Genomic DNA, 24,299 nt, shown 5'->3' with positions numbered 1-24,299 from the left:
CCGGATCCGGTCGATGCTTGCCGGTCCGTCGGCGCCGCGCGGCTGCGATCCATTCCCTCAGCCCACCGGCAACACGACATCATCGCTGTCGCCCTGGCCGGCGCGCCGCCCCAGCCACAGGCTCAGCCCGAGGCGCCCACCCCTGCCCAGTCGCGCAGCCGGCACGTCTTCGCGCTTGAGCACCAGTTGCACGTCCCAGGATTTCTCGTCCCCGATATAACTGCGCACGGTGGCGACCAGTTGCGCCAGCGCGGTGCCGCCGGGAAGAAAATGCTCGAACTGGTTGCGATCGAGCGGCCCCAGGCGCAGGCGGAAGCGCTGCTGGGCGCCCCACACGTACTCGCCGATGACCGCCGTGCGGCCCAGCGCCGCGACTTCGGTCGAGCGACCGAGCCGAAGGTGCGCCTCGCGCGGCAGGCGCATCCATTCGGCGACGAATTCGATCACCCGCACGGGCACGGCGAAGAAATGCTGCAGCAGGCTGCGCAGGCCTTCGGCGTTGCGCGTCTGCGCGACCATACGGCCGGCGAAGTAGCGCTTGTAGTCGTCCGGCAGCGCGTCCCTGCCTTCCAGGCCGGGCGTGGCCATGCCGACCAGGGCGCCGGTGTAAAGGCGGAAGCGGTCTTCCGCGCGGCGGTCGGCCTGCACCGTGGGCTGGGCATTGGCCCAGGCGCGGTAGAACAGGCTCGCCATGCGGTGATGGAAGATGTCGGCGAACGCGATCAGGGTCGGATCGCGCGCGTTGCGTTCGCGGTCGAGCGCGTACTCGGTCAGGTGCAGCGGCAGCGGCGCATTGGGGCCGAACAGTCCGAAGAACCAGGCGCGCATGCGCGCCGGCTGGCCTGCCGTGGCCGGCTCGAAGCGGTCGATCGCGCTCGCGGCGAAGGCCAGCGAGGGCGTCTGGCACAGGCGCACGAAGTCTTCCGACGGTTTGGTCGACTCGCCCAGCCGCGGGCGAGTCGGATGCGCGCACTCGAGCTGCCGGATCGCCTCGAAGAAATCGAAGTCCCCCGGCCGCTCCTGCAGCGCGCGTTCCAGCGCTACAGCGTCTGGCGCGTACCCAGCCGTGCCGGCCATCGGGCCACCTCGTTGCGTTCCAGGGTGCGCAATACGGTTTCGGTGAACGAATTAACCGACACGTAGCGCGCGAAGAAATGCTGCATCACCGAACCGAGCAGGAAGGCGCCCGTACCTTCGAAGGCGCCGTCGTCGCAGGTCAGGGTGATTTCCAGCCCGCGGCCGAAGCTGATCGGACCGGGCACCGGAATGCGCCGCACGATCGGCTGCGAGGACACCGTCTTGATGCCCTCGATCTGCCGGCGCGCACCGGAATCGAACTCGTCGCAGTAGAGCGTGAGCATCTCGCGCAGTGCCGCGGCACCGTCGGCGTTGCCCTCGCCCAGCAACGAGACATAGTTCAGTTGCAGGTGGCTGACCAGCCGCCAGGCGGTTTCGCCGCCGGCGACCGGCGCCCGCGGCTTGGTCGGACCGGCCACGCAGCGCACCGACTCCACCGGCGCACCCACGTCCAGGGTGAAGTCGGTATTCGCCTTGCCCACCGGCATCTGCAGCGGCAGGTCGCGGTTGGTGCACATCAACTGCATGCCGACCTGGCGCAGCCGGCTCGAGTACGGCGCCTCGTTGGCGTCGACCAGCGCGATGAACAACTCGCTGCCGACGTAGCTCGAGCGGGCGCCCTGCAGTTTCTGCCGCGCGGACAACTGGCGCGGCTCCCGGCGCACCGTGTAGAACGCGCCGTGGCCGCCCTGCCAGGTGCGCTCGTCGCAACCGTAGAACGGCTGGAACTGCTGCTCGGGCTCCTGGCTGTCGCCGAAGCCCTCGACCTGGCCGATCGAATGGATCTCGAAATCCATCGGCCGCGTGCGGTCGGCCAACACGTGGTATTCCGTCCTGCCCTGCTGCAGATGGATGCGGTCGGCGCGGCGCGGGAAGAGGTTGATGGCCGGCGTGCAGAACAGACGGAAATTGCCCGCGTCCACCGCGTTGTGCAGCCGGCTGATGCTGCGGTCGAACAGCACCACGATCTCGAATTCGCTGCCCTGCGCGCGCGCGAGCGCCTGGCGCAGGCCGGTGAACACGGTGAACAGGAAGCGCTCCGGACAGGCGAAGTACTCCTGCAGCAACCGGTAGCCGCTGAAGGAGCGGCCGCTGTAGGGGATCATCGACTCGTCGTCGGCGAAGCCCTTGGGCTGGATGCTGGAAGCCTCCAGCCAGGTGCTGGCGATGCCGCCGGCACCCTTGGTGCGCACCGTCACGCCGACGGCGTTGCCCAGCAATTGTTCGTAGAGCCGCTTGGGCAGTTCGTCAGCGCCGGCGAGGAACACCGGCAGTTCGTCCATCGCCAGCTCGCTGGCCTGCGCGCCGGCGGTGACGGCGAACTTCAGGCGCAGGCCCGCGCGCACCGTGCGGTCGGCGGGAATCGCCACACCTGCTGCGGCGATCGCCGCCGGAGTGTCGAAGTACTTCGCCTCGGCCAGCTTGAGCGGCCACAGGGTCACGTCGTGCGCCGTGCGGTATTCGCAGGCGGTGCGCTCGTCGCGGCCGGTCAGGCTGCGCAGCGCGGTATGGCGGGGCACCGTGTGGCCGGTGACCAGCGCGGCCTCCTTCAGGTCCGCCGCCATCTCCACCACCGCCATCGAGGGCACCGGGGCGAGGTAGTGCGGGTAGACCATTTCCATCAGGTGCTGGGTGAACACCGGTTGCTGCGCATCCAGCTTCAGCTGCACGCGCGCGGCGAGAAAGGCGAAGCCTTCCAGCAGACGCTCGACGTACGGGTCGGCGCATTCGAAGCCTTCCAGGCCCAGCCGCCCGGCGATCTTGGGATATTCGCGCGCGAACTCGCCGCCCATCTCGCGGACGTGCTGCAGTTCGCGGTTGTAGTAGCGGAGCAGGCGCGGGTCCATGGCGTCAGCCCAGGCTTTCGGAGACGTTGAAGCGGCCGGTTTCCAGGTCGACTTCGGTCTTGAGGTAGAGATTCAGCGGAATGGGCTGTGCCCACATTTCCGATTCGATGTTGAACACCAGCGACTGCTGATCCATCCGCTTGCCGTCGGTGTTGACGGCCACGCGCAGGGTGCTGCCGGTCAGTCGCGGCTCGAAGGCCAGCAACGCCTCGCGCAGCTGGCGCTGCAGCACGGCCGCGTCGACGCCGGCGAGCGCCATGCCGGTGAGGTCCGGGATGCCGAAGTTGAGCACCGAACGCGCGACCTCGGGATAATCTTCCAGCTCGACGCCGCTGCCGAGGTTGACGCAGTTCAGCAGCCAGGAAATGTCGCGCGCGACGCAGTCGCGCAGACGCGTGGCCGAGATCACCCGTCTTTCGCGGCTCTCTTCCTGCTTGCCCGGTTCTTCGTCGGTCAGGCGGTCCAGCAGCGAGGGCTGCAGCCGTTCCTGGGTGGTCAGCTCGGCCATGACGCGTCGTCAGGCCGGGTCGTGCTGGAGCGCGTCTTGCTGGAACAGGATCGTGCGAACGTCCAGCAGCGGGTAGTCGCCGGCATCGGTGGCCAGCATGCGCTGGCCCGAACCCATGCACAGGCCGCCGTCGATGTCATGCCAGTCGGTGCGGCGGCCGAGCACCACGTCGGCATCGGAGGAATGCTCCGAGCCCGGATAGCGGCACGGCACGAAGCCTACCGACTGGCCGCCGTTGACCCAGGTGACCTGCACCGGGGCCCAGATCTTGTCGCGCAGGTCGGTCGGCGCCTCGAAGACGAGTTGCTTCAGGCGCGCGAACGGTACCCAGGCGTAACCGCCATTGACCACCATTTCCAGGCAGGGACCGAAGCGCGGGTCCGCGTCGGCGATCCACTCGAACGGTTCGCCGTTGATCTCGCCGGCGATCGCCGGGGCCTGCTCGAACGCCTGCTCGCGCAGCGGCGCGGCCTGGGCGTGCTGCCCTTGGGCATCGAGCCTGAGCGCCTGCAGCAGCAATGCCACCCACTGTTCGGGCTCGCCGATCACCGAGGGCATGCGTTCGCCGGCGAGCACATGGGTGCGCGCCAGCTCGCCGCGGATGGCCTGCGCATAGGCACCGGCCATCAGGGCATTGTTCACGTCCAGTTCGCCGCTGACCTTCAGTTGCGTCTGCGCCCGCTCCCACTGGCCGAGCAGCGCCAGCAACTGGAACAGGAAAACCCGGCAGCGCGCGTCTGCCGGGTTGCTGCGCACCTGCGAGGTCAGCCCCTGCAGCGCCTCGTCCAACCGTCCTTCCTTGAGCATGTTCTCGGGTGTCATGGCTTGGGCTCTGACGGTCTTCAGTGGGGTTGGAACGAGGGCTGCAGGCGGGTTGGCAGGCCTTAGGCCTTGGCCACGCCCTGGATGTCGAAGGTGAACTCCTTGGCACCGCCCTTGGCAGCACCCTTGTCGTCCTGCGGCTGGAACGAGTACTTGAACTTGCCGAAGTGCAGGGTGATGTTCTCGGTCAGGCGGTCCTCGCCACCGCTGCCGCCGGTGGAGACGGAGGTCACCAGCACGCCCTCGGAGAGCTCGATGGTGAGGAAGTCGGTCTGCTCGCCGGTGGCGTTGGTGATGTAGAGCCAGGCCTGATCCATGCGGCCGCCGGTGCAGCACGCGTCGATGAGCGCGTTGGAGCAGCCGTCGACGTACTTGGTGATCGAGATGTCCTGCACGTTGGCCTTGCCGCCGCTGGCCGAACCGGCGCCGGTGTGCAGGTCGCCGCTGTTGCTGACGCCCCACGACCAGGCAAGGATCGGCACCTCGCCCTTGTGCTTCTTGTGGTTGGACGCGCCCTCGATCTTGACCTTGCCGGCGCCGAACTTGATGTGCATGTCGAATGCCATGAAACCTTCTCCCTACGTCTCGTGTTGGATGTTCGATATCGCCGGCCGGACGGAAGTCCTGCGGCCGGTCGTCCTCTTGCTGAGGTATTGATGCAGTTCCCGCCTCGGCGCACGGACCCGACCGGCGGCCCGAAGCGGGCGCCGCCGGCCGGTCGCGTTCGTCAGGACTTGGCCGCGGAGGGAAGCCTGGAGACCAGCCGCAGCGATACGGTCAGGCCCTCGAGCTGGTAGTGCGGCTTGAGGAAGAACTTGGAGGTGTAGTAACCAGGCGCTCCCTCGACCTCTTCCACCACCACTTCGGCGGCCGACAGCGGCTTGCGCGCCTTGGTCTCCTCGCTGGAGTTGGCCGGGTCGCCGTCGACGTACTGCATGACCCAGTTGGTCAACCAGTTCTGCATCTGCTCGCGGTCGCTGAAGGAGCCGATCTTGTCGCGCACGATGCACTTCAGGTAGTGCGCGAAGCGACAGCAGGCGAACATGTACGGCAGGCGGCAGCCCAATGCGGCGTTGGCGGTGGCGTCCGGATCGTCGTACTCCTCCGGCTTGGCCAGCGACTGCGCGCTGATGAAGGCGGCCATGTCCGAGTTCTTCCGATGCACCAGCGGCATCAGGCCCATCTTGTCCAGCTCCGCCGAGCGGCGGTCGGTGATGGCGATCTCGGTCGGGCACTTCATGTCCACGCCGCCGTCGTCGGTCGGGAAGGCGTGCACCGGCAGGCCCTCGACCGCGCCACCGGATTCGATGCCGCGGATCCGCGAGCACCAGCCGTAGGCCTTGAACGAGCGGTTGATGTTCACAGCCATCGCGTAGGCGGCGTTCTGCCAGGTGTACTTGTTCGAGTCGGCACCGCCGGTGTCTTCCTCGAAGTCGAACTCCTCCACCGGGTTGGTAGCGGCGCCGTACGGCAGGCGGGCCAGCGTGCGCGGCATCGCCAGCGCCAGGTACTTGGCGTCGTCGGATTCGCGCAGCGAGCGCCACGCGGCGTAGTCGGGCGTGGAGAAGATCTTGGCCAGGTCGCGCGGGTTGGACAGCTCGTTCCAGCTCTCCATGCCCATCAGGCTGGAGTTGGCCGCAGCGAGGAACGGGGCATGCGCGGCGGCGGCCACCTGGGCGATGCCGCCCAGCAGCTCGACGTCCGGCGGGCTGTGGTCGAAGTAGTAGTCGCCGACCAGGCAGCCGTACGGCTCGCCACCGAGCTGGCCGTATTCCTCTTCGTACATCTTCTTGAAGATCGGGCTCTGGTCCCAGGCGGTGCCCTTGTAGCGCTTGAGCGTCTTGCCCAGCTCCTTCTTGGAGATGTTCATGACGCGGATCTTCAGGAGCTGGTCGGTCTCGGTGTTGTTGACCAGGTGATGCAGGCCGCGCCAGGCGCTTTCCAGCTTCTGGAAGTCGGCGTGGTGCATGATCTGGTTGATCTGCTCGCTGAGCTTGCGGTCGATCTCGGCGATGTAGGCGTTGATCGTCTGGGCGACGTCGTCGGAAACGATGTCCGACTTGCTCAGCACCTGCTCGGCCAGCGTGCGGACGGCCGATTCGACCTCTTCCTTGGCGCGGTCGCTCTTGGGCTTGAATTCCTTGCTCAGCAGCGCGGCGAAATCGCCGGCTTCGATGGTTTCGGTGGCTTGCCCGCGTTCGGCAACGGTTTCGGTGGACATGTGTGCTTACTCCGCGTCGGAAGGCTTGGCGGCCGAAACCAGCGACTGCAGCAGGGCCGGATCGTTGATCGCCTGGGCGATCAGCTTCTCCGCGCCGGCCTTGCCGTCCATGTAGGTGTTGAGGTTGGCCAGCTGCGTGCGCGCTTCCAGCAGCTTGGCGACCGGGGCGACCTTGCGCGCCACCGCGGCGGGCGAGAAGTCGTCCATGCTCTCGAAGGTGATGTCCACGCTCAGGTTGCCCTCGCCGGTCAGCGTGTTGGGCACCGCGAAGGAAACGCGCGGCTTCATCGACTGAAGGCGACTGTCGAAGTTGTCGACGTCGATCTCCAGCGCCTTGCGGTCTTCGATCGCGGGGAGTTCGGCGTTGTTGGCGCCGGACAGGTCCGACATCACGCCCATCACGAACGGCACCTGGACCTTCTTCTGGGCGCCGTAGACCTCGACGTCGTACTCGATCTGCACTCGCGGCGCACGGTTGCGCGCGATGAACTTCTGACTGCTTTGCTTGGCCATTGCGGCTGTCTCCTGGGACTTGAGGTCTTCCGGTTGAACGCGACGCCCTGGGTGCGCGCGCGCACGTCCCTGCAGCGCATCCGGCCGGCACGATCGCGGCGGAACGGTGGGTTCCGCGCAATGCAGGTGGCTGTCGGACTGGCGTGGCAAAGGGCGGGCTGAACGCCTTCCCACTGTTCTAGTGCGTGGTGTCCTTCACGGATCGGCCACGTGCATGAACGCGCCGTTCAGTTGGCGTTCACGAAATCAGCACAGGGGTTTTGTCCGGGCGAGACCCGGCGATTCAGGCCTGCAGCTCTCGCTGGAGCCACGCCCGCGCCAGCCGCCACTCGCGTTGCACGGTGGTGGCGGAAATGCCCAGCGCGGCGGCGATCTGTTCGGCGCTCAGGCCGACGAAGAAGCGCATCGAGACGATGCTGGCCTGGCGCGGATCGAGCTGTTCCAGCGCATCCAGCGAATCGAGCAGGGCGACGTAGTCGATCTCGGGCATCAGCGAACCGGAGATCTCCGACAGCTCGATACGGTCGCAATCCTGCGGCCGCTTGGCGGCCTGTCGGCGACGGGCCGAATCGACCAGCACCTCGCGCATGGCGCGCGCGGCGACGCCGAGCAGGTGGCCGCGGCTTTCCCACTGCGGCGGGCAGTTGCCGCCGAAGACCTTCAGGTAGGCCTCGTTGACCAGGGCAGTGGCGCTGAGCGTGCGTTCGCTGGTGTTGCGGCGCAGTTGCGCGCCGGCCAGCCGGTGCAGCGCCGCGTACATCTGGCGCAGCGCTTCCTCCAGCGCAGCGGCATCGCCCGCCTGCGCCGAATGCAGCAGTCGCGTCACATCGACACTGTTGTTCACGGCCCTGGTGGTTCCTTCCCGCCCGAATGGTCCGGCCCGGCTGCGCCGATCCGGTCGGCGGCCAGGCTCGGCCGCTGGAAAAAGTATAGGCCAAAGGCCTTCGGCGGCGACAGGAAGCAGGTGCCGTTTTCGCACTACGGGGGCGCCGTGGTCGCCCTGCTAGACTCGCCGCATGCTCAAGATCGACACCCACGCGCACATCCTGCCCCGCGACTGGCCCAACCTGGCCGCCAAGTACGGCAACGACCGTTTCCCGGTGATGACGCATACCGACGGCCGCCACCGCATCTACAAGGACGGCAAGTTTTTCCGCGAAGTGTGGGATTCGGCGTTCGATCCGCAGACGCGCACCGACGATTACGCCCGCTTCGGCGTGGACGTGCAGGTGATCTCCACCGTGCCGGTGCTGTTTTCCTACTGGGCGCCCGGCTACCAGGCGCTGGAGCTGCACCGGCACCTGAACGACCACATGGCGCAGATCTGCCGCGACTTCCCGCGCCACTACGCGGGCATCGGCACCGTGCCGCTGCAGGCGCCGGAGCTGGCCGTACGCGAGCTGGAACGCTGCATCGACGAATTGGGCCTGTCCGGTGTGCAGATCGGCTCGCACTGCAACGAGTGGAACCTCGACGCGCCGGAGCTGTTCCCGTTCTTCGAAGCGGCGGCGGACCTGGGCGCGGCGGTCCTGGTGCATCCGTGGGACATGATGGGCACCGACACCATGCCCAAGTACTGGATGCCCTGGCTGGTCGGCATGCCGGCCGAGCAGTCGCGCGCGGGCTGCTGCCTGGCCTTCGGCGGCGTGCTGGAGCGGCTGCCGAAGCTGCGCGTGATGCTGGCCCACGGCGGCGGCAGCTTTCCCTGGTCGATCGGGCGCATCGAACACGGCTTTCGCATGCGGCCGGACCTGGTCGCCACCGACAACCCGCGCAATCCGCGCGAGTACCTGAAGCGCCTGTACTTCGACTCCTGCGTGCACGACGAGCGGGCGCTGCGCTATCTCCTGGATGTGACCGGCGTCGACCGCGTGATGCTGGGCACCGACTATCCTTTCCCGCTGGGCGAGCAGGAGCCCGGCAGCGGCATCGAGGCCCTGGGGCTTGGCGATGCGGACCGCGCGCGGCTGTTCCACGGCACCGCGCTGGAATGGCTGGGCCTGCCCCTGCAGCGTTTCAACCAAGGCATTCCGGAGCATCCATGAGCCCTACCCGCATCCTCCTCGTGGCCGGCGCACTGCTGCTGGCCGGCACCGCCTGCGCCACCGACGTCAGCATGGCCGGCGGCAGCGTGGGTTTCAGCACGCCGGACAACTGGGTCTCCATCATGGAAACCCAGGGCGAACCGGAGATGCGCGTGTTCCAGGTGCCCGACCCGTCGCCCACCGCCCGCGACAACCTTTCCTACGTGTCGGTGGAAGTGGAACAGGTGGGCGACCTGGCCGCGTTCGAACAGTACGTCGGCGCCGCCAACCGCAAGGCTGCCGCGCTGGCCGGATACCAGGCCGCCGGCCATCCGGACGGTCCCAACAGCTACGCTTACACCGCGCAGGAACACGGCGCGGCCTACCGCTACGACGACCGCTACTGGTTCAAGAACAACCACGCGATCCACCTGCGCTGCGCGCGCCCCGAACGCAGCGAGGCCGGTGCCGCCTGGGCCGCCTCGTTCGACAGGGGTTGCGGCGCGGTCGCCACCAGCCTGGCACGATGAGGTTCGAGGCATGACCGATTACCAGGCGACGCCCGCATGGGCCGCCGCCGCCGATGACGCCGATCCGCTGCGCGCCTTCCGCAGCGAGTTTCTGATTCCCCCGCACGAAGGCCGCGATTCGAACTACTTCTGCGGCAACTCGCTCGGCCTGCAGCCGCGCGCCGTGCGCGAGGCGATCTCGGCGGAGCTCGACTACTGGGGCGAGCTGGGCGTCGAAGGCCACTTCAAGGGCCGCCTGCCGTGGATGGACTATCACGAGTTCGTGCGCGACGACCTGGCCGACGTGGTCGGCGCGCAGCCTTCCGAAGTGGTGGCGATGAACACGCTGGGCGTGAACCTGCACCTGATGATGGTGAGCTTCTACCGCCCCACGCCCGAACGCCACGCGATCCTGATCGAGGCCGGCGCCTTCCCCACCGACCGCTACGCGGTCGAATCGCAGATCCGCTTCCACGGCTACGACCCGGCCGCGGCGTTGATCGAGCTGGAAGCGGACGAGCCCAACGGCACGATTTCCGACGCCGCGTTCGAACGCGCGCTGGCCGAGCACGGCGCGCGCACCGCGCTGGTGATGCTGCCGGGCGTGCAGTACCGCACCGGCCAGGCCTTTGACCTCAAGCGCATTGCCAGCCTCGCCCACGCGCGCGGCTGCCAGGTCGGCTTCGACCTTGCCCATGCGGTCGGCAACCTGCCGTTGGCGCTGCACGACAGCGATGCGGACTTCGCCATCTGGTGCAGCTACAAGTACCTGAACGCCGGCCCTGGCGCGGTCGGTGGCGCCTTCGTGCACGAGCGCCATGCGCGCGAGGCACTGCCGCGCTTCGCCGGCTGGTGGGGACACGACAAGACCACCCGCTTCCAGATGGGCCCGCAGTTCGTGCCCACGCCCGGCGCCGACGGCTGGCAGTTGTCCAATCCGCCGATCCTGGCGCTGGTACCGCTGCGCGTATCGCTGGAGATCTTCCGCCGTGCCGGCATGGACCGGCTGCGCGAGAAATCGCTGAAGCTATCCGGCTATCTCGAATGGCTGGTGCGCACGCAGTTGCCGGAAGTGCTGGAGATCGTCACGCCCGCCGATCCGTCGCGCCGCGGTGCGCAACTGTCGATCCGCGTGCTCGGCGGCCGCGCACGCGGGCGGGCGCTGTTCGAGTACCTGATGGCCAACGGCATCATCGGCGACTGGCGCGAACCGGATGTCATCCGCATCTCCCCCGCACCGCTCTACAACCGCCACGCCGACTGCCTGGCCTTCGCCGAAGCCGTGCGTCGCTGGGCCGGCGCGTAGCGAGCTTCGCCGCCGCCGCGCCCGGACGCGCGCGGCGAGAGGATGAGGCTCGCAACCGGGGGGCCGCCGCGCTCGCACCGACATTCGCCGCGCATCGGGCGGCACGCGGCTGGGCAATTTCATGCCCTCTTGAAGGCGTCCGCGCCATCTTCGGAAGCCCCACTTCCAGAGGATCGAGCGATGGAAAACGACGCACCACGCGACGACGCCGACCTGCGCAAGCTCGGCGAACTGATCGACGGCATCGAGGTGGCGATGCTCACCACCCAGGCCGCCGACGGCTCGCTGGTCAGTCGGCCGCTGCAGACGCTGAAGCTGACCGCCGAGGGCGACCTGGTGTTCTTCACCGCGGCCGACAGTGCCAAGGTCCAGCAGCTCACCGACGACCTGGACGTGAACCTCGCCTACGCGAACCAGAACGACATGCGCTACGTTTCCGTGCGCGGGCGGGCGCGTATCAATCGCGACCAGGCGCTGATCGAGGAGCTGTGGTCGCCCGCGCAGAACGTGTTCTTCTCCGGCAAGGACGATCCCAACCTGACCGTGCTGCGCGTACGCGTGCGCGACGCGATGTACTGGGAGTCCGCGGGCAACTTCGTCGAGCGCGCGCTGGATTTCGCCCGCGGCATGTGGAGCGAGCAGCCGCGCGACCTTGGCCACCAGGGGCACCTGCACGGCTGACGCTGCTCAGGCGCCTTCCAGCACCTGGCGCAGTTTGCGGCCCAGTTCATCGAGCGTGTACGGCTTGCCCAGCAGCGGCACGTCCGCACCCGGCGTGCCGTCCTGCCGGGCCACCGCGGGCGAGTAGCCGGTGGTGAGCAGCACCTTCAGGCCGGGCCGGCGCTGGCGCGCTTCCGTCGCGAGCCGACGTCCGTCTGTGTCGGGCATGACCACGTCGGTGAACAACAATGCGACGTCCGGGTGCGCGCCGAGCAGCGCCAGCGCGGACTCGGCGCCGTCCGCTTCCAGCACCCGGTAGCCCAGCTCGCGCAAGGCGTCGGCGTTGACCTGGCGCACCGCCGGCTCGTCGTCCACCAGCAGGACGAGCTCCTGCCGCCCGGCCGGCAGCGGCGGTGCCGCGGAGTCGGCCTGCTGCCCGTCCGCTTCGCCGGACATCCGCAGCAGATAGATCCTCACGCTGGTTCCGTGTGCGAGTTCCGAATGGATCGTCACGTGGCCGCCGGACTGCTTCACGAAGCCGTAGACCTGGCTCAGTCCAAGGCCGGTGCCCTGCCCCGCCTGCTTGGTGGTGAAGAACGGATCGAACGCACGGGCGACCATCTCCGGCGCCATGCCGATGCCGGTGTCGGTCACGGTGATCGAAACGTAGTCGCCTGCCGGCATGTCCAGTTGGCTGGCCGCCTGGCGCCCTTCGAGCGTGACGTTCGCCGTCTCGATCGCCAGCCGGCCGCCCTCGGGCATGGCATCGCGCGCGTTGACCGCAAGGTTGAGGATGGCGTTCTCCAGCTGGTTGGCATCGGCCAGCGTCGGCCACAGTCCGTCCGCGGATTGGACCTCCAGGCGGACGTCAGGCCCGATCGCATGGCGCAACAACTCGTGCATGCCCGCGACCAGGGCATTGGCATCCACCGGCTTCGGGTGCAGCGGCTGCTGGCGGGCGAAGGCCAGCAGCCGCTGGGTCAGGGTAGCCGCGCGATCGGCCGCTTCCATCGCGTTGCCGGCATGGCGCCGCTCGCGCGAACCCTCGGGCAGGCGGCGCTTGAGCATGTCGAGCGAGCCGATCACCACCGCCAGCATGTTGTTGAAGTCGTGCGCAATGCCGCCGGTCAGGTGGCCGACGGCCTCCATCTTCTGGCTTTGCCGCAGGGCCGCCTCGGCCTGCGCCAGCGCGTGCGCCTGCTCCTTCTGCTCGGTGACGTCGCGGCCGCTGGCGTAGATCGTGTCCTCATCCTGGCTGGCCACCCAGGAGATGCAGCGATACCCACCGTCCTTGTGCCGCACGCGGTTCTCGAACGCAGCTCCCTTGGCCAGGCTGGCGAAGAACGGTCGATCGCCCGCGGGCCGGTCGGCCGGATGGATGAACGTGTAGGCCGGGTGCCCGACCACCTCCGCCGCCTGCCAGCCGAGCACCGTGCACCAGGCATCGCTGACCTGCAGGAAGCGACCACGGTCGTCGATCACCGCCTGCAGGTCGCGCGAGTGTTTCCAGGCACGATCGCGCTCGCGCGTGCGCGCCTCGACGCGTTGCTCCAGCGTCTCGTTGAGTTCGCGCAGGCGCTCCTCGGCGGCGCGGCGTTCGCCGATCTCCCGCTGCGCCACCGCATACAGGTTCGCATTGTCGATGGCGATGGCCGCGTGCGCGGCGATGCCCGCCATCAAGCGCTCGTGCCGCGGCGAGAACCGCCCCGGCTCCGGATGGCCGAAGAAAAGCCCGCCCAGCACCCGGCCCGAGCGCGAAACCACCGGCACCCCTAGGTAGCTGCGCACGGGCGGATGGCCCGGCGGCAGGCCATGGTAGGGCGGGCTCTTGCCATAGCGTGGGTCGAGCAGGACGTCATCGCAACGCACCAGGCTTTCGCCGGCTAGCGTGGGTCGGAACAACAGGCTGCCCCGTGGCATGGGGTAGCGGTCGAATGCGTGCCGGTCGATGCCGGAGAGGGCGTAGAGCAGCATGCTCTCGCCTGCCTCGTTGGTGGCGTTGTAGAAGAACGCCCCCATGCTGGCGCCGATCAGCCCGACGCCGGCATCGGTGACCGTCTGCACGATCCGCCCCAATTCCAGTTCGCTGGCCACCGCCGCGCCGACATGGTTGAGCGTTTCCAGTGCCTGGCTCTCTTCGCGCAGGGCCTGCTCGGCCTGCAGGCGCGCGGTATCGTCGTGCATGGTGAGCACCGCGCCCAGGCGTTTGCCATCGCTGTCCTGGATCGGCCGCGCGGAGCCTTGCGCAATGATCTCCGTGCCATCGGCACGGCGGATCCGCCACCGCGCATCGGCGACGACTTCGCCATGCAGCACCGCCCGCGCCAACGGCAGTTGGGCGGGTGCATAGGGCCGCCCATCCTCGGTCAGCAGGTGGTAGGTGCTCGCGTAGTCGTCCGGGCCGATGCCGAGATGGCGGCCCCCGTGCAGGCGCGCCGCGGCATCGTTCACGTAGGTGATCCGACCGGCCGTATCGGTCAGGATCACGCCCTCGGCCAGTTGCCCCAGGATCGCCGCCTGCTCGGCCGCCAGCAGCGCCCTCGGCATGCCGCCGTTTGCGCCTTCAGCCCCGATCACGGCGATCACCACCGCTGATCAGCGCGGCATGCCGGGCCTTGCGATGCTTTGCGGGCGTGGTCGAAGGCATGCCCGCGAGTATCGACGCGGCGTTGTGAAACGGCCCTCAAGCGGACTGAATGGCGGTTCAGCCTGGTAGGGCACGCAGGCGCGCGGCCAGTTCATCCAGCCGCAGGTCCGCGCCGCCGCCGGGCGACACACGCTCGGCCAGGCTGCGTTCCGGCGTGCGGCCTTCGCCGGCCGTGGACACGGCCGCGGCGGCCGCGCGGTAGGCGTCGCGGAACGGCACGCCTTGCGCGGCCTGCTCGATCGCCACGTCGGTGGCATACATCGCCGGCTCGATCGCCGCGCGCATGGCTGCCTCGTTCCAGCGCAGGCGGCCGACCAGGTCGGGCACCAGTTCCAGCGCGGCCAGGCCATGGGTCATGCCGTGGAACAGCGAGCCCTTGGAGAACTGCAGGTCGCGCTGGTAGCCCGAGGGCAGCGACAGCAGTTGCTCGATCTCGCAACGCGCCGCCGCCACCGTGGCATAGCTGGCGCGCAGCAGCTCGACCACGTCCGGGTTGCGCTTGTTGGGCATGATCGAGCTGCCTGTGGTGTATTCCGGCGGCAGGCTGACAAAGCCGAATTCGGCGGTAGTGAACAACGACAGATCCCAGGCCAGTCGGCGCAGGTCCAGCAACGCGCTGGCCAGCGCTTCGAGCGCGGCCATCTCGAACTTGCCGCGGGAGAGCTGGGCGTAGACCGGCGAAGCCTGCATGCGCGAGAAGCCCAGCGCCTCGGTGGTATGCGCGCGGTCGAGCGGCAGGTTCACGCCGTAGCCGGCGGCAGTGCCCAGCGGGTTGGCGTCGATCCATGCTCGCGTCTGTTGCGCGCGCAGGGCGTTGTCGATGAAGCCCTCGGCAAAGCCGGCGAACCACATGCCGGTGGAGGACACCACCGCGCGCTGCAGGTGCGTGTAGCCCGGCAGCGGCAGGGCCGGCTGCGCAGCGCGGTCGAGGCACACCGAGGCGATGGCGCGGCAGTGCGTCGCGAGCGCGGCGAGCTTTTCCTTCAGCCACAGCCGCGTCGCCACCAGGATCTGGTCATTGCGGCTGCGCCCGGTATGCACGCGCCTGCCGGCGTCGCCGAGGCGCTCGGTGAGTCGCGCCTCGATCGCCGAATGCCCATCCTCGTAGCGCTCGTCCAGCACGAACGCGCCGGAGCGGAAGTCGTCCGCCAAGGCGTCGAGCTCGCGCGCAAGCGATGCGGCTTCGCCGGCCGACACCACGCCGATGCGCGCCAGGCCTTCCACGTGCGCCTTGCTGGCGGCGATGTCGTGCAGGAAGAACTCGCGGTCGAGCAGCACGTCGCTGCCGGCGAGGAAACGCATGATGCGCGCGTCCACCTGGACGTCGGGCTTCTGCCAGAGGAGGTCGGTCATGGTGGTGTCCTTCGGGAACGGGGCTTCATGCCGGGATCGCCGTCAATTCCGGCAGGCCCAGCGCGCGATTGATGTTCTGCATGGCCTGCGTCGCCGCGCCCTTGAGCAGGTTGTCCAGCGTCGATACCACCACCACGCGGCGTCCGTCGGCGGCCATCGCGAAACCGCCCACCTCCGCATGGTGCCGGCCGGCGATGCGGCTGACCCAGGGCGCTTCGTCGAGGACCTGCACCAACGGCTCGGCGTCGTACGCGTGGCGGAAGCGCGCGATCACGTCCTCGCGCTTCGTCGCGCGCGCCAGGTACAGGTTGCTGGTGACGGTCAGTCCGCGGAAATGCGGCGCGACGTGCGGCATGAACTCCACCGGCACGCCCAGGTGCACCGATGCTTCGTGCTCGTGCATGTGGCCGGTGAGCGAATACGGCATGAGGTTGTCGCGCAGCTTGTCCGGATCGTTCTTGTCCGAAGGCGTGGTGCCCGCGCCGGAATAGCCGGATACGCCGAAGCACACCGGCGGCGCGGCGAGCAGATCCTTCAGCGGAGCGACCGCCAGCTGGATCGCGGTGGCGTAGCAGCCCGGGTTGCTGATCCGCCGCTGGCCGCGCCAGCGCTCGCGGGTCAGCTCTGGCAGGCCGTAGTACCAGCGTTCGTCGAAGCGGTAGTCGGCCGAGAGGTCGACGATCAGCGGATCGGCGCCGGCCTTGTCGAAGGCCTCTACGCAGGCGCCCGCCTTGCCGTTGGGCAACGCCAGGATCACCACGTCGGCCTGAAGCGAAGGCAGGTCCTCGTGCGCGGGCGCGCTGTAGCGCAGCTCGCCAGCGTACTCCGGCACGTGGGCGTCCACGCGCTGGCCGTCCAGTTCGCGCGAGGAGACATAGGCCAGCTCGAGCGCCGGGTGGCGCGCGATCAGGCGGATCAGCTCGGCGCCGGTGTGGCCGCGCGCGCCGACGATGCCTACGGTTTTCCTGCCCATTCCGGTCATCTTTCCACAACCTCAAGCCGCGTTGTCTTTCAAGGGAGCCGCATCGACGAGTGTCGGCACCCGCTGCGCGCAATGCGCCACGCAGCGTTCGATCTGGCGGAAATCGTCGATGCCGTACCAGTACACCTTCCAGCGCGGCTGCTTGAGCGAGCCGTCGCACTCGGCGTCGTAGAACGGGTTGACGTTGTTGCCGTGGCGCGAGCGCCAGAACAGCTGCGGATTCTCCTCGCGCATCACCAGCCATACCGCGCGGCCCAGGCCTTCGCCCTGCGCGTCGTCGAGCACGGCGAACTTGTCCAGGTAGGCCATGCCCTCCTCCCGGGTCAGGATCATCGCGGCGCGGTAGTTCTCGCTCACGTAGATGCGCCAGGGCCGGGTGCGCTCGAAATAGTCGGGCACCAGGGCGCGGCCGAAGCTCGATTCGATCAGCCCGCGCATGCGCCCGCGATCCACGCCGTCCCACGAATCGAACGCGAGCACCTTCTCGCCGCGCCGTACCAGCGTGCCCGACCCGCGATGGGTGAACAGCTCCTTGGCCAGCTCCGAGGGACGCGTGATCGACACGGACGAGGTCAGCGGCAGGTCCGCCAGCAGGTCGGCGATCTGTTCGATCTTCAGCCGCATGCCGCCGTCGATCCATGGCTGCGCCATCAGATGGTCGTACTCGGTGGAAAGGTTGATCGAGTCGATCACCTGCCCCTGCCCGTCGAGCAGGCCGCCGGTGCCGGTGAGGAACACGATCTTGTACGGCTGCAGCACGCGCACCAGTTCGTTCGCCGCCACGTCCGCGTTGATGTTGAGCAACTGGCCTTCGGCCGTCTCGCCCAGGCTGGCGATCACCGGAATCGCGTTCGCGCGCAGCGCTGCCTCGATCGGCGCGAGCTCGATGCCGGTGACCTTGCCGACCATGCCCAGCGCGTCGCGGTCGAGGTAATCGGACGTAAAGACGCCCGACGCCACCGACACGGCGCGCGTGTCCATCGCATGCAGCGCGTCGACCAGGCGCAGGTTCTGCTGCTGGAACACGCGGCGCACGATGCCCAGCGCCTGCGGCGTGGTCACGCGCAGGCCGCCGACGGTCTGCTTGGCGATGCCGGCGGCGGCCAGCTCCTGGTCCAGTTGCGGCCCGGCGCCATGCAGCACGATCGGGGTGAGGCCCACCTGCTGCAGGAAGGTCAGCGACGAGGCCAGCGCCGGCAGGTCGTCGCGCAGCACTGCGCCGCCGACCTTGACCACGGCGAAGCGCTTGGCGTCCATCTGGGAGAAGCGCTTGAGGTACTGCTGGATTTCCTTCGCGCTGCCCATCGCCGAGAGCAGGCGCACGATGGTCTGGCGGGTGTGCTTATGCGTTTCCACGGCTGACGATCCGGTAGAGGTTGTTTGTGTAGTGCTGCAACTGGTCGAGCGCGACCCATTCGTCCGCGCTGTGCGCCTGGGCGATGTCGCCCGGGCCGTAGACGAAGGCGGTATAGCCGGCCGCGGAGAACAGCGCCGCTTCGGTCCAGAAGTCGACGGCGTTGCCGATCGGCAGTTCGAGCTCGTCGGCCAAGTCGCGCGCCGACAGGCGCCGTGCCTCCGCCGTGGCGGTGTCGCCCGCCGGCAGCGAGGCACCGCGAAAGGTCTCCTCGAAATGCACGGGCGACACCTCGCCCAGGCCGCGGAAACGCGCGAGCAGGCCGTCCGGGTCCATCGTCGGCAACGGCCGGAAACCGAAGCGCAGCTCGGCCGCCGGCGCGATCACGTTGGCTTTGATGCCGCCTTCCACGCGGCCGATATTGAAGCGCAGGCCGGTCAGCCCACCGAAGCGCTCGTGCGACTGCGCGACGACGAAATCCAGTGCCGCCGTGCCCCAGCGCATGGCCTGGTGCAGTGCGCTGTCGGTCGGCTTCTGCTCGCCCGAAGCATGGCCAGCCTGGCCGGCGAAACGCATCAGTACCGACTGGATGCCGCGATGCGCCAGCACCGCCTCGCCACGCGTAGGCTCGGCCACGATCACCGCTTCATAGGCCGGCGCACCGGCGAGAAAGCCGGCGATGCAGCGCGCGTCGTTGGCCTCCTCGTCGGTGGAGAACAGCAACCCCAGCGGGCCCTCGGTGGCCTGCGCCACCGCCAGCAAAGCCGCGGCGGCGCCCTTGATGTCGCAGGCGCCCAGGCCGACCGCCTTGTCGTCGCTCACGCGCAGGACGTGCGGATCGGCGCTCCAGGCCGGCGAGTCGGGCACGGTGTCCAGGTGCACGTTGAACAGCAGCCGCGGCTGGCCACGCACGGCATGCAGCGTCACGGCGCCGGCGCCATGGTCGGTCACGGTCACCTGGAAGCCCGGCAATTGCGCACGCAGGTAGTCGAAGATGCCGTCGGTGCCGATCGCGCGCGGCGGGTTGCGCGTGTCGAAGGCGACCAGCGCGCGCAGGTGCTCCAGCGTGGCATCCAGCAAGGCGTTCATCGCGCTCTCCGGCAAGCTGCGGCGCTCATCCCTTCACGCTCCGGTTCACTTCCGCCCACAGCGTCGAGCTCATGCCGAACAGCTTGATGAAACCCTCGGCTTCCTCGACGCCCCAGTCGGCCGACTGCGCATAGGTGGCGCCCTTGGCGTTGAGGATCTGCGGCGATTCGACCGCCACCGCTTCGACGGTGCCGCCGTGCGTCTGCAGCGTCACGACACCGTTGACGGTGGCCTGGCTGGAGGCCAGGAAGGCTTCCAGGTCGGTCTTCAACGGATCGTGGAAGAAGCCTTCGTAGACCACCTCCACCCACTTGCGCGCCACCTCCGGCTTGAAGCGGTTCTGCTGCTTGGACAGCACTGCCTCTTCCAGCGCGCGGTGCGCAGCGAGCAGCGCGATCAGGCCGGGTGCCTCGAACACGATGCGGCCCTTCAACCCGATCGTGGTGTCGCCGGTGTACATGCCGCGGCCCACGCCATAATGGGCGAACAGCGCATTGAGCTTCGCCAGCAACTGGTGACCGGGCAGGCGCTCGCCGTCCAGGCTCACCGCCTCGCCGCGCTCGAAACCGAGCTTCACTGCCAGCGGTTCGGACGGCCATTCGGCGCGCGGCTTGCACCAGCCGCGCGCACCCTCGCCCGGCGCCTGCCACTTGTCGATCTCGCCGCCGGACATGGTCACGCCCAGCAGGTTCTCGTTGATGGTGTAGGCCTGCTGTTTGGCACGCACGCCGAAGCCGCGCTCTTCCAGGTACTTCTGCTCGTAGGCGCGGGTCTGCGTGTGCTGCTTCTGGATCTCGCGGATCGGCGCCACGATGCGGTAGTCGCCCAGCGCCTTCACCGCCAGGTCGAAGCGCACCTGGTCGTTGCCCATGCCGGTGCAGCCGTGGGCGATGGCATGGGTGCCCAGTTCCGCACAACGCTTCAGCGCCGCCTCGACGATCAGGTAGCGGTCCGATACCAGCAGCGGGTACTGACCCTGGTAGCCCTCGCCCGCCCACACGAACGGCTTGACGAAACCGTTCCAGATCGCCGGGCCACCGTCGACGGTCAGATGGCTGGCGACGCCCAGTTCGCTGGCGCGGTTCTCGATGAAGGCGCGCTCCTCGTCATCCACGCCACCGGTGTCGGCGAACACGGTGTGCACGTTCCAGCCCTGCTCCTTGAGGTAGGGCACGCAGAAGCTGGTGTCGAGGCCGCCGGAAAAGGCGAGGACGATGTCTTGCTGGCTCATGGGTTGTCTCTTTCGGGGCGGGCGGTCAGGAGGCGAGCAGCGAGGCCATCACGGCCTTCTGCACGTGCAGGCGGTTTTCGGCTTCGTCGATGGCGATGCAGTACGGTGCTTCCATCACCGCGTCGGTGGCCTTCACGTTGCGGCGCAGCGGCAGGCAATGGCTGAACAGGCCGTGGTCGGTGAGTGCCATCTTGGCCTCGTCCACCATAAAGTGCCGGTGCGCCTCGCGGATCGGCTTCTCCTGTTCCCAGCGGCCGAAGTACGGCAGCGCGCCCCAGCTCTTGGCGTACACCACGTGGGCGCCACTGTAGGCCTCCTCGATGTCGTGGCTGACCTTCAGCGAGCCGCCATTCGCCTTCGCGTTCTGCCGGCCGGCTTCCATGTAGCGCTCGTCGAGCACGTACTCGGGCGTCGGGCACAGCAGGGTCACGTCCATGCCCAGCTTGGTGGCGATCAGCAATGCCGAGTTGGCCACCGCCGTGTTGAGCGGCTTGGGGTGGTAGGTCCAGGTCAGCACGTACTTGCGGTTCTGCAGGTCGCCCAGGTGCTCCTTCAGCGCCAGCGCGTGCGCCAGTTCCTGGCACGGATGGGTGATCGTCTCCATGTTGATCACCGGCACGGTGGCGTAGCGGGCGAAGGCCTTGATGACGCGGTCCTCGCGGTCCACCGACCAGTCCTGGAACTTGGGAAACGCGCGCACGGCGATCAGGTCGACGTAGCGGCTGAGCACGCGCGCCACCTCGGCGATGTGTTCTTCAGCTTCGCCATCCATCACGGTGCCGACTTCGAATTCGATCGGCCAGGCATCCTTGCCAGGCGACAGCACGATCGCGTGCCCGCCGAGTTGGAAAGCACCGAGTTCGAAGCTGGTGCGGGTGCGCATGGAAGGATTGAAGAACAGCAGCGCGATCGATTTGCCGGCCAGCTGCTGGCCGTGCGGCGAACGCTTGAACGCGGCGGCCTGTTCCAGCAGGGCGTCGATCTCGGCGCGGCTGTAGTCCTGGGTGGTGAGGAAGTGTCGAAGGGCCATGCTGGTGCCTCTGTTGAAGGGTGCGGCCATGGATGTGGCCGCTTTTTTGCTTTTCGCGCAGATGGAACCTGCGCATAAGTAACTGGGTCTTCGGCGATCGCAGCGAGCTTTTTTTGGCAACAAAAAAACCCGGCGCGATGGCCGGGTTTGTTCGTCGTTGCGCCTGAAGCGCGTGCAGCGACAGCCTACCCGGCCGGATGTCGGACCAGCGGTCGGCGCGCACGCGAGGTCATGCCAGCGGCCATGCGGGCGCTGGTGAGCACGGTAGCGGTGTAGACGGCTGCGGACATGAGGATTCCGGATAGGGAGCCGGCATCATGCCGGCATTCTTGCGGCGACGCAACAACTATTTCTGGACGTCCATACGAACGGACGTCCAAAACGAAACCGCCGCCCCGGGGGCGGCGGTCGTCGGTCACTCGGCCGGGGCCACGCTGACGCGCACCCGCAGGCGCTCGCCCGGGTCGTAGTTCAGGCGCGACACGTAGACGTCCCCGTGATAGCGGTATTCGACGTCGTAGCCCATCAGGCGGCGCTGCTCGCTGACCGAGCTGACCTGGCGGCAGCGGGTCACCGTGTCGTCGTACTCGCGCTCGCCGCGGCGGGCCACGCCGTGGCCGACCGCGCCACCGGCGACCGCGCCGGCGACGGTGGCGGCCTTGCGGCCGTCACCCTTGCCGACCGTGTTGCCGAGCACGCCGCCGATCACTGCGCCGAGCACGGTGCCGGCCGTGGTGTTGCCGCCTTCGCGACGCACCACCGGTTCGTCGTAGCACTCCTGCCGCGGCACCTCGGTGCGCGCCATGCCGTAGACCGGATCGACCCGCAACACGTCGGCCCAGCCGTAATGGGTGTTGTTGTTGGCGTCGTCGCCATCGGCGTAACGCCCGTCCTGCGCGCGCACGGCGCCGACCGCGAGAGCCAGCGCCAGGGCGGGGAGCAACATCTTGTTCATGGGACCTCCAACATGGTCCGAAAAGCGCTTCTGCGCGATTGTCATTGCAACAAATTCACGCTGAATCAACGCTTAGAGCATTCGAGGGATGACAGGGGCTGCGGGGTTCGTTCAGCCTTTGTCGGCTCCCCCCAAAGAAACGTGGGCTCACCGCGAGCCCCGCCCCTCACCCCAACCCTCTCCCCAGAGGGGAGAGGGGAGCCAAGGGTGTGGCCTGCTAAGATGCGCGGCTTGGCCGCGCCACCGACACGTCCGATGCCGATCACGCTCTACAACAGCCTCACCCGCCGCACCGACACCTTCGTGCCGCTCGATCCGCAGCGCGTGACGATGTACCTGTGCGGGCCGACGGTCTACAACTACGTGCACATCGGCAACGCGCGCGGCCCGGTGGTGTTCGACGTGCTGGTGCGGCTGCTGCGGCGGCACTACCCGCACGTGGTCTACGCCCGCAACATCACCGACGTGGACGACAAGATCAACACGGCGGCGCTGGACCAGGGCGTGGAGATCGGCGCGATCACCGGGCGCTTCACGCAGGCCTACCGCGAAGACATGGCCGCGCTCGGCATCGCCTCGCCGGACGTCGAGCCGCATGCCACCGCGCACATCGGCGAGATCATCGCGATGATCGAAACGCTGATCGCCGGCGGCCACGCCTATGCAGCCGAAGGACACGTGCTGTTCGACGTCGGCACCTATGCCGCCTACGGGCAACTGTCCGGGCGCGATACCGACGAACTGATCGCCGGCGCGCGCATCGAGGTGGCGCCCTACAAGAAGAATCCTACGGATTTCGTGCTGTGGAAGCCCTCCACGCCCGAACTGCCTGGCTGGGACAGCCCCTGGGGTCGTGGCCGCCCCGGCTGGCACATCGAATGTTCGGCGATGAGCGCGGCGCACCTGGGCACGACGATCGACATCCACGCCGGCGGGGTCGACCTGACCTTCCCGCACCACGAGAACGAGATCGCGCAGTCCACCTGCGCGCATGGAGGCGAGGTGTTCGCGCGCTGGTGGCTGCACAACGGCATGCTGACCTTCGACGGACGCAAGATGTCCAAGTCGCTGGGCAACGTGCTGCTGGTGCACGAACTGCTCAAGCGCCATCCGCCCGAGGCACTGCGGCTGTTGCTGTTGCGCGGCCACTACCGGCAGCCGCTGGACTGGTCGGACGCCGCACTCGCCCAGGCGGTGAGCACGCTGGACGGCTGGTATCGCGTGCTGCGCGACCTGGCGCACGTGCCGGTCGAAGGCGAGCTGCCGGTACCCGCGCCGGTGGAGGCGGCTCTGTGCGATGACCTCAACACGCCACAGGCGCTGGCCGAACTCGCCTTGCTCGCCGATGGCGCGCGCCAGTCGGGCAGCTCCCAGGCCAAGGCCGCGCTGCTGGGCGGTGGCGCCCTGCTCGGCCTGCTGCAGCAGGACCCGGAAGCCTGGTTCAGGCGCGGCGACGAAACCGTCGACGCCATGCGCATCGAAGCTCTGCTGGAAGAACGCCGCGCCGCACGCGCCGCTCGCGACTTCGCCCGCGCCGATGCGATCCGCGGCGAGCTCTCGGCCATGGGCGTGGTGATCGAGGACGGCGCGCAGGGCACACGCTGGAGCATCCAGAAAAGTTGAGCCTGCGTAGGGTGGGCTTCAGCCCACCATCCACCTCACGCGCGATAATGCACGCATGAACGCTACCGCCCCCAGCGCCGAGCAGGCGCAGCAGGACATCGCCGAGGAGTTCGCCTTCTTCGGCGACTGGTCCGAGCGCTACCAATATCTCATCGACCTGGGCAAGCAGTTGCCGCCCTTCCCCGACGAGTGCAAGACCGAGGAGCACCGCGTGCACGGCTGCCAGTCGATGGTATGGCTGGTGCCCAGCGGGGACGCCGCAAAGATGCATTTCGCGGCGGCCAGCGATTCGGCGATCGTTTCCGGGCTGATCGCCCTGGTGCTGCGCGTGTATTCGGATCGGCCGGCGGCGGAGATCGTCGCCACCGAACCCGAGTTCGTGCAGTCGATCGGCCTGGCCAAGCACCTTTCGCCGACCCGCTCCAACGGCCTGTCGGCGATGCTGGCCAAGCTCAAGGGTTACGCGGCGCAAGCGCTCGCCTGACGGCCCCTTCCGCTCGCAGGAGCGGAAGCCCTCCCGCCAAAAACAAAGCCCCGCGCGATGGCGG

Annotated in this window: 22 protein-coding genes; 6 read left to right on the top strand and 16 right to left on the bottom strand. The window is 68.3% G+C overall.

Annotation, left to right across the window (positions count from 1 at the left end; all coding sequences use genetic code 11):
- Positions 1–57 precede the first annotated feature (57 nt).
- The 8 genes from tssG to AAIL17_RS11605 form a co-directional block, all read right to left on the bottom strand.
- Positions 58–1,077, bottom strand: a complete 1,020-nt coding sequence (gene tssG / locus AAIL17_RS11640; RefSeq protein ID WP_424683006.1) for a type VI secretion system baseplate subunit TssG — start codon at positions 1,075–1,077, stop codon at positions 58–60.
- The gene (gene tssF, locus AAIL17_RS11635; protein ID WP_424683005.1) at positions 1,041–2,924 is read right to left on the bottom strand and encodes a type VI secretion system baseplate subunit TssF; all 1,884 of its coding nucleotides are present in this window, start codon (positions 2,922–2,924) and stop codon (positions 1,041–1,043) included. The genes tssG and tssF overlap by 37 nt, the downstream gene beginning before the upstream one ends.
- Before the next feature lie 4 nt (positions 2,925–2,928).
- Positions 2,929–3,432 carry a type VI secretion system baseplate subunit TssE gene (tssE, locus tag AAIL17_RS11630; RefSeq protein WP_424683004.1) on the bottom strand — a complete coding sequence of 168 codons (504 nt, stop codon included), beginning with the start codon at positions 3,430–3,432 and terminating at the stop codon, positions 2,929–2,931.
- 9 nt (positions 3,433–3,441) lie between these two features.
- On the bottom strand, positions 3,442–4,254 hold the full coding sequence (locus AAIL17_RS11625; RefSeq protein WP_424683003.1) for a type VI secretion system accessory protein TagJ: 813 nt from the start codon (positions 4,252–4,254) through the stop codon (positions 3,442–3,444).
- A gap of 62 nt (positions 4,255–4,316) precedes the next feature.
- The gene (locus AAIL17_RS11620; RefSeq protein WP_424683002.1) at positions 4,317–4,820 is read right to left on the bottom strand and encodes an Hcp family type VI secretion system effector; all 504 of its coding nucleotides are present in this window, start codon (positions 4,818–4,820) and stop codon (positions 4,317–4,319) included.
- 161 nt (positions 4,821–4,981) lie between these two features.
- Positions 4,982–6,475 carry a type VI secretion system contractile sheath large subunit gene (tssC, locus tag AAIL17_RS11615; protein ID WP_424683001.1) on the bottom strand — a complete coding sequence of 498 codons (1,494 nt, stop codon included), beginning with the start codon at positions 6,473–6,475 and terminating at the stop codon, positions 4,982–4,984.
- 6 nt (positions 6,476–6,481) lie between these two features.
- Entirely contained in the window at positions 6,482–6,988 is a 507-nt protein-coding gene (gene tssB, locus AAIL17_RS11610) for a type VI secretion system contractile sheath small subunit (RefSeq protein ID WP_424683000.1), read from the bottom strand.
- A 283-nt stretch (positions 6,989–7,271) separates the two neighbouring features.
- Positions 7,272–7,832, bottom strand: a complete 561-nt coding sequence (locus AAIL17_RS11605; RefSeq protein WP_424682999.1) for an ECF-type sigma factor — start codon at positions 7,830–7,832, stop codon at positions 7,272–7,274.
- Positions 7,833–8,004: 172 nt separating this feature from the next.
- Between AAIL17_RS11605 and AAIL17_RS11600 the strand changes: the two genes are divergently transcribed.
- The 4 genes from AAIL17_RS11600 to AAIL17_RS11585 all read left to right on the top strand — a co-directional run bounded on the left by AAIL17_RS11600 (position 8,005) and on the right by AAIL17_RS11585 (position 11,508).
- The gene (locus AAIL17_RS11600; RefSeq protein ID WP_424682998.1) at positions 8,005–9,033 is read left to right on the top strand and encodes an amidohydrolase family protein; all 1,029 of its coding nucleotides are present in this window, start codon (positions 8,005–8,007) and stop codon (positions 9,031–9,033) included.
- Positions 9,030–9,542, top strand: a complete 513-nt coding sequence (locus tag AAIL17_RS11595; protein WP_424682997.1) for a hypothetical protein — start codon at positions 9,030–9,032, stop codon at positions 9,540–9,542. Before AAIL17_RS11600 ends, AAIL17_RS11595 begins: the two co-directional genes overlap by 4 nt.
- Positions 9,543–9,552: 10 nt before the next feature.
- The gene (gene kynU / locus AAIL17_RS11590) at positions 9,553–10,827 is read left to right on the top strand and encodes a kynureninase (RefSeq protein WP_424682996.1); all 1,275 of its coding nucleotides are present in this window, start codon (positions 9,553–9,555) and stop codon (positions 10,825–10,827) included.
- A gap of 180 nt (positions 10,828–11,007) precedes the next feature.
- Positions 11,008–11,508 (top strand): pyridoxamine 5'-phosphate oxidase family protein, encoded by a 501-nt coding sequence (locus AAIL17_RS11585; protein ID WP_424682995.1) that lies wholly within the window; start codon positions 11,008–11,010, stop codon positions 11,506–11,508.
- Between the two features lie 6 nt (positions 11,509–11,514).
- Here AAIL17_RS11585 and AAIL17_RS11580 read toward each other — a convergent pair whose 3' ends face one another.
- From AAIL17_RS11580 to AAIL17_RS11545, 8 genes are all read right to left on the bottom strand, one after another.
- Positions 11,515–14,034 (bottom strand): PAS domain S-box protein, encoded by a 2,520-nt coding sequence (locus tag AAIL17_RS11580; RefSeq protein WP_424682994.1) that lies wholly within the window; start codon positions 14,032–14,034, stop codon positions 11,515–11,517.
- Positions 14,035–14,191: 157 nt separating this feature from the next.
- On the bottom strand, positions 14,192–15,487 hold the full coding sequence (gene argH, locus AAIL17_RS11575) for an argininosuccinate lyase (protein ID WP_424682993.1): 1,296 nt from the start codon (positions 15,485–15,487) through the stop codon (positions 14,192–14,194).
- A gap of 25 nt (positions 15,488–15,512) precedes the next feature.
- Entirely contained in the window at positions 15,513–16,460 is a 948-nt protein-coding gene (argC, locus tag AAIL17_RS11570) for an N-acetyl-gamma-glutamyl-phosphate reductase (RefSeq protein ID WP_424682992.1), read from the bottom strand.
- A 21-nt stretch (positions 16,461–16,481) separates the two neighbouring features.
- Complete coding sequence (locus AAIL17_RS11565; RefSeq protein WP_424683029.1) at positions 16,482–17,774, bottom strand: acetylglutamate kinase; 1,293 nt, start codon at positions 17,772–17,774, stop codon at positions 16,482–16,484.
- Between the two features lie 37 nt (positions 17,775–17,811).
- Positions 17,812–18,912: an acetylornithine deacetylase gene (locus tag AAIL17_RS11560; RefSeq protein ID WP_424682991.1), complete on the bottom strand. Its 1,101-nt coding sequence runs from the start codon at positions 18,910–18,912 to the stop codon at positions 17,812–17,814.
- A 25-nt stretch (positions 18,913–18,937) separates the two neighbouring features.
- Entirely contained in the window at positions 18,938–20,143 is a 1,206-nt protein-coding gene (locus AAIL17_RS11555; protein ID WP_424682990.1) for an argininosuccinate synthase, read from the bottom strand.
- 25 nt (positions 20,144–20,168) lie between these two features.
- The gene (locus AAIL17_RS11550; protein WP_424682989.1) at positions 20,169–21,173 is read right to left on the bottom strand and encodes an N-acetylornithine carbamoyltransferase; all 1,005 of its coding nucleotides are present in this window, start codon (positions 21,171–21,173) and stop codon (positions 20,169–20,171) included.
- A 415-nt stretch (positions 21,174–21,588) separates the two neighbouring features.
- Complete coding sequence (locus tag AAIL17_RS11545) at positions 21,589–22,128, bottom strand: glycine zipper 2TM domain-containing protein (RefSeq protein ID WP_424682988.1); 540 nt, start codon at positions 22,126–22,128, stop codon at positions 21,589–21,591.
- A 255-nt stretch (positions 22,129–22,383) separates the two neighbouring features.
- Here AAIL17_RS11545 and cysS point away from each other — a divergent pair, with 255 nt between their 5' ends.
- Both cysS and AAIL17_RS11535 read left to right on the top strand, forming a co-directional pair.
- A complete protein-coding gene (gene cysS, locus AAIL17_RS11540; RefSeq protein WP_424682987.1) occupies positions 22,384–23,751 on the top strand; it encodes a cysteine--tRNA ligase in 1,368 nt (455 codons plus the stop codon).
- A 55-nt stretch (positions 23,752–23,806) separates the two neighbouring features.
- Complete coding sequence (locus tag AAIL17_RS11535; protein ID WP_424682986.1) at positions 23,807–24,235, top strand: SufE family protein; 429 nt, start codon at positions 23,807–23,809, stop codon at positions 24,233–24,235.
- Positions 24,236–24,299: the final 64 nt, after the last annotated feature.

Source organism: Frateuria sp. YIM B11624 (genome assembly GCF_049727805.1).
GTDB lineage: Bacteria > Pseudomonadota > Gammaproteobacteria > Xanthomonadales > Rhodanobacteraceae > Frateuria_A.
This window is presented reverse-complemented; position numbering and strand designations above follow the sequence as displayed.

Bases quoted from the DNA above. Each gene is read 5' to 3' on its own strand.
- argC (WP_424682992.1), bottom strand. From the start codon at position 16,460: ATGGGCAGGAAAACCGTAGGCATCGTCGGCGCGCGCGGCCACACCGGC.
- AAIL17_RS11595 (WP_424682997.1), top strand. From the start codon at position 9,030: ATGAGCCCTACCCGCATCCTCCTCGTGGCCGGCGCACTGCTGCTGGCC.
- AAIL17_RS11550 (WP_424682989.1), bottom strand. From the start codon at position 21,173: ATGGCCCTTCGACACTTCCTCACCACCCAGGACTACAGCCGCGCCGAG.
- tssF (WP_424683005.1), bottom strand. From the start codon at position 2,924: ATGGACCCGCGCCTGCTCCGCTACTACAACCGCGAACTGCAGCACGTC.
- AAIL17_RS11535 (WP_424682986.1), top strand. From the start codon at position 23,807: ATGAACGCTACCGCCCCCAGCGCCGAGCAGGCGCAGCAGGACATCGCC.
- tssG (WP_424683006.1), bottom strand. From the start codon at position 1,077: ATGGCCGGCACGGCTGGGTACGCGCCAGACGCTGTAGCGCTGGAACGC.
- tssE (WP_424683004.1), bottom strand. From the start codon at position 3,432: ATGGCCGAGCTGACCACCCAGGAACGGCTGCAGCCCTCGCTGCTGGAC.
- tssB (WP_424683000.1), bottom strand. From the start codon at position 6,988: ATGGCCAAGCAAAGCAGTCAGAAGTTCATCGCGCGCAACCGTGCGCCG.
- AAIL17_RS11555 (WP_424682990.1), bottom strand. From the start codon at position 20,143: ATGAGCCAGCAAGACATCGTCCTCGCCTTTTCCGGCGGCCTCGACACC.
- tssC (WP_424683001.1), bottom strand. From the start codon at position 6,475: ATGTCCACCGAAACCGTTGCCGAACGCGGGCAAGCCACCGAAACCATC.
- kynU (WP_424682996.1), top strand. From the start codon at position 9,553: ATGACCGATTACCAGGCGACGCCCGCATGGGCCGCCGCCGCCGATGAC.
- AAIL17_RS11585 (WP_424682995.1), top strand. From the start codon at position 11,008: ATGGAAAACGACGCACCACGCGACGACGCCGACCTGCGCAAGCTCGGC.
- AAIL17_RS11565 (WP_424683029.1), bottom strand. From the start codon at position 17,774: ATGGGCAGCGCGAAGGAAATCCAGCAGTACCTCAAGCGCTTCTCCCAG.
- AAIL17_RS11600 (WP_424682998.1), top strand. From the start codon at position 8,005: ATGCTCAAGATCGACACCCACGCGCACATCCTGCCCCGCGACTGGCCC.
- AAIL17_RS11620 (WP_424683002.1), bottom strand. From the start codon at position 4,820: ATGGCATTCGACATGCACATCAAGTTCGGCGCCGGCAAGGTCAAGATC.
- argH (WP_424682993.1), bottom strand. From the start codon at position 15,487: ATGACCGACCTCCTCTGGCAGAAGCCCGACGTCCAGGTGGACGCGCGC.
- cysS (WP_424682987.1), top strand. From the start codon at position 22,384: ATGCCGATCACGCTCTACAACAGCCTCACCCGCCGCACCGACACCTTC.
- AAIL17_RS11580 (WP_424682994.1), bottom strand. From the start codon at position 14,034: ATGCCGAGGGCGCTGCTGGCGGCCGAGCAGGCGGCGATCCTGGGGCAA.
- AAIL17_RS11545 (WP_424682988.1), bottom strand. From the start codon at position 22,128: ATGAACAAGATGTTGCTCCCCGCCCTGGCGCTGGCTCTCGCGGTCGGC.
- AAIL17_RS11625 (WP_424683003.1), bottom strand. From the start codon at position 4,254: ATGACACCCGAGAACATGCTCAAGGAAGGACGGTTGGACGAGGCGCTG.
- AAIL17_RS11560 (WP_424682991.1), bottom strand. From the start codon at position 18,912: ATGAACGCCTTGCTGGATGCCACGCTGGAGCACCTGCGCGCGCTGGTC.